The following is a 3,400-nucleotide window of genomic DNA, read 5'->3' on the forward strand; positions in this document are numbered from 1 at the left end:
CCCCCCCCCCCCCCCGGCTCTGCGCCCCGGGTTTGTGATAGCGCCGCCGGCATCGGGAGCTTTTCCGATCCAGCATTATTGCCGTAGGGCGGGCCTGGCCCGCCATTTTTTTTGCGCAGTCGTCGCACAGAATTGAACCACATGAACGTCCAAGAGTTTTATCAGCACGCGTTGGAGCAACGCGATTTCAAGGCCGACGAGGCGCAACGGCGCGCCGTCGACCGGCTGCAACGCGGCTACGACGAATGGGTCGAGTACAAGGGCCAGCGTTCGAACAGCTTCAAGCGCCTGATCAACCGGCCCGACGTGCCGCGCGGCGTCTACATGTGGGGCGGCGTGGGGCGCGGCAAGTCCTTCCTGATGGACAGCTTCTATTCGGTGGTGCCGCTGGTGCGCAAGACCCGGCTGCACTTCCACGAATTCATGCGCGGCGTGCACCGCGAGCTCGACGAGCTGACCGGCGTGGCCGATCCGCTCAACGAGGTGGCGCGCCGCATCGCCAAGAAATACCGGCTGATCTGTTTCGACGAGTTCCACATCTCCGACGTGGCCGACGCGATGATCATGTACAACCTGCTGAAGGCGCTGTTCGACAACGGCGTGTCCTTCATCATGACCTCCAACTACGAGCCGGGCACCCTGTATCCGGACGGCTTGCACCGCGACCGCATCCTGCCCACCATCGCCCTGCTCAAGGAACGGCTCGACGTGATGAACATCGACGCCGGCATCGATTACCGTGGCCGCGCGCTGGAGCAGGTCGACTGCTACTACACGCCGCTGGGCGCGGCCACCGACCAGGCGCTGCGCGAGGCCTACGGCAAGATCGCCGAGCAGGCCGACGAGGACCCCTGCGTGCGCATCGAAAGCCGCGAGATCCGCGCGCTGCGCCGCGCCGGCAGCATCATCTGGTTCGATTTCAACACCCTGTGCGGCGGTCCGCGTTCGCAGAACGACTATCTGGAAATCGCCAGCCGCTTCCATACCGTGATATTGTCCGAGATTCCGATGATGTCGGCCTCGATGTCGTCCGAAGCGCGCCGTTTCACCTGGCTGATCGACGTCTTCTACGACCAGGGCGTGAAGCTGCTGATGTCGGCCGAGGTGGCGCCGGAGGAGTTGTACACCAACGGCGTGCTGTCGAACGAGTTCCACCGCACCGTCTCGCGCATCGTCGAGATGCAGTCGCGTGAATACATGGACAAGGAGCAACGCGGCGCCGCCGCCGCGCTGGCCTGAAGCAAACAAGGATGAGCATGATGAAACGTATCACCACCACGGCGCTGGCCGTCGCGCTGGCGCTGGCCGCGCTGGCGCCGGCGCCGGCCGCCGTCGCCCAGACCTTGGGCCAGGAGCCGATCGGCGCGCCGCGCGTGCCGGCAAGCCATTCGGTCGAGCAGGCCGACGCCACGCTGGCCCAGGTGGCCAGGGACCGCGCCGCCGTGCACGCCCGCTACGCCGCCGAGGAGCAGCTCTGCTACACGCTGTTCTTCGTCAACCGTTGCCTGGACAAGGCCAAGGAGGTGCGCCGCGTCGCCCTGTCCGAGCTGCGCGCGGTCGAGGTCGAGGCCAACCACTTCAAGCGCGTCGAGTCGGTCGAGCGGCGCGACCAGGAGCTGGCCGAGCGGATCCGCAAGGACGAGGCCGAATTGGCCACGCGCCAGGCGCAGCCGGCCAAGCCGCTGCCGCCGGCGGGCGCCTCGGCCGGGGCGCCGCGCGCGCCGGCGGCCGGGTCCAGCCCGCAGCAGCGCCAGGCCGCGTACGACGCCAAGGTGCAGCGCCAACAGGCCGAGGAGGCGGCCGGCGCCGGCCAGCGCGCCGCCAACGCCGCCGCCTTCGAGAAGAAGGCGCAGGTGGCGGCGCAGCGCCAGGTCGACGTCGCCGCCCGCAAGGCGGAAAAGGCGGCCAAGCTGGCGGCCAGGCAGAAACAGGCGGCGGCCGAGGAGAGGAGGGCCGCCGAGGCGGCCGCGGCGGCGGCCAAGCGCTGACGGCCCGGCACGGGCCGGGCGCCGCGACGCCGCGCCGCTCAGGGCACCCGGGTGTTCTTGCGCCCGGCGATGGCCTCGGCGTCGGGCGGCGCCACCAGTTTGACGATGGCCATGCTGCAATTGTCGCCCTTGCCCTTGGCCCGTTCGATGGCCTTGTTTATCAGTAATTCCGAGGCCTGCCGTGGCGTATTGCGCGCCAGCACGGCCGCCAGTTCGCCGTCGGTGAAGTATTGCCACAATCCATCCGAACACAACAGGAAGCTGTCGCCCGGTCCCAGGCCTTGATGGCCGCCGACGGTGACGAAGGGCGGTTTGAGGCTGTGTCCCAGCACATTGTGCAGCGCCCGCGTGGCGCGGTGCTTGGCCGCCGCCTCGGGCGGCAGTTGGTCGACCTCGACCAGGTGGGCGACATAGGCGGCGTCGTTGCTGCGCTCGACGCAGTGCTGGCCGGCGAAATAGTAGAGGCGGGCGTCGCCGACGTGGGCCCAGAGCGCCTGGCCCAGCGGCGTCAGCAGCAGCACCACCATCGCCGCCTGCGGTTCGCTGGCGGCGGCGATCGGGTTCATGCGGATGATCTGGTGGGCCTCGGCGGCGATCTGGCGCAGCAGCCCGTGCAAGCGGGCCGTGCCGGGCGCCTCGCCGGGGCGGAACTCGTCGAGCAGATGTTTGCTGGTCAGCAACACCTGGTCGGCGGCGATCACGCCGCCGCCGGCGCCGGCGTCGGCCAGCACCGCCATGACATAGCCGGGCGCGCCGGCGGCGGTGTACAGGGCGACGCGGTCTTGCTGCAGGGTCCGGCTGCCGATGTGCTGGGCCGTGCCGGCCTCGATCTTGTAGTTGCCCATAGAATACGCGGTGTCCTGGTGAGCTCGAACGCGCGATCCGCCGCGCTGGGTATCAATCTGGTTGGCGGCTGGGCCGCCGTAGATTAAACTATGCACCGGTAAGCAGTTTGGTTGCAAGCAGAGGTTGGCCAAGCGAAACTATTTGCAAAATGATTGTATGCGTATCTGTCCGGAGCGCACTGAACAATTTGTAACAGAAAACTGAGAACCATGACTGATGCACAAGAAATACAACGGCGCCTGATTGAACTCGACGTGGAACACCGCGATCTGGACGCGGTCATCGATATGCTCACGCTCGACGGCCACCACGATCAATTGCAGTTGCGCCGCCTGAAGAAGCGCAAATTGCAGCTGAAAGACTATATCACTTTGCTAAAAATGCAATTAGTGCCCGATGTCCCGGCCTGAACGGCGCCCCCTGCGCCGCCGGCCCCACCAAAGTATATTTTGACCGAACAACACTTGACGCCCGCGGCGCCCGCCGACGGGCAGGCCGCCTCGCCCATTCCCGCCGCCGCCGCCGCCGCCGGCGCGGCCCGCGCCGCCGCGCCGCGCGCCCGCCTG

At 67.6% G+C, this 3,400-nt stretch carries 4 protein-coding genes; 3 read left to right on the forward strand and 1 reads right to left on the reverse strand.

The features are described 5' to 3' along the window. Positions 1-141 precede the first annotated feature (141 nt). Both zapE and H7U20_RS12365 read left to right on the forward strand, forming a co-directional pair. Positions 142-1,239 carry a cell division protein ZapE gene (zapE, locus tag H7U20_RS12360; RefSeq protein WP_199759453.1) on the forward strand — a complete coding sequence of 366 codons (1,098 nt, stop codon included), beginning with the start codon at positions 142-144 and terminating at the stop codon, positions 1,237-1,239. Positions 1,240-1,256: 17 nt separating this feature from the next. Beyond that, complete coding sequence (locus H7U20_RS12365) at positions 1,257-1,988, forward strand: hypothetical protein (RefSeq protein ID WP_233410714.1); 732 nt, start codon at positions 1,257-1,259, stop codon at positions 1,986-1,988. 38 nt (positions 1,989-2,026) lie between these two features. Here H7U20_RS12365 and H7U20_RS12370 read toward each other — a convergent pair whose 3' ends face one another. Further along, positions 2,027-2,833 carry a PP2C family protein-serine/threonine phosphatase gene (locus H7U20_RS12370; protein WP_199759454.1) on the reverse strand — a complete coding sequence of 269 codons (807 nt, stop codon included), beginning with the start codon at positions 2,831-2,833 and terminating at the stop codon, positions 2,027-2,029. Positions 2,834-3,043: 210 nt separating this feature from the next. Between H7U20_RS12370 and H7U20_RS12375 the strand changes: the two genes are divergently transcribed. Then, on the forward strand, positions 3,044-3,244 hold the full coding sequence (locus H7U20_RS12375) for a YdcH family protein (protein WP_093388065.1): 201 nt from the start codon (positions 3,044-3,046) through the stop codon (positions 3,242-3,244). Positions 3,245-3,400 lie beyond the last annotated feature (156 nt).

The organism is Rugamonas violacea, from assembly GCF_016461825.1.
In the GTDB taxonomy this organism is placed as follows: Bacteria; Pseudomonadota; Gammaproteobacteria; order Burkholderiales; family Burkholderiaceae_D; genus Rugamonas.

What these genes read in the sequence shown, in the direction of transcription:
- H7U20_RS12370 (WP_199759454.1), bottom strand. Translation starts at nt 2,833, where the DNA reads ATGGGCAACTACAAGATCGAGGCCGGCACGGCCCAGCACATCGGCAGC.
- H7U20_RS12375 (WP_093388065.1), top strand. Translation starts at nt 3,044, where the DNA reads ATGACTGATGCACAAGAAATACAACGGCGCCTGATTGAACTCGACGTG.
- H7U20_RS12365 (WP_233410714.1), top strand. Translation starts at nt 1,257, where the DNA reads ATGATGAAACGTATCACCACCACGGCGCTGGCCGTCGCGCTGGCGCTG.
- zapE (WP_199759453.1), top strand. Translation starts at nt 142, where the DNA reads ATGAACGTCCAAGAGTTTTATCAGCACGCGTTGGAGCAACGCGATTTC.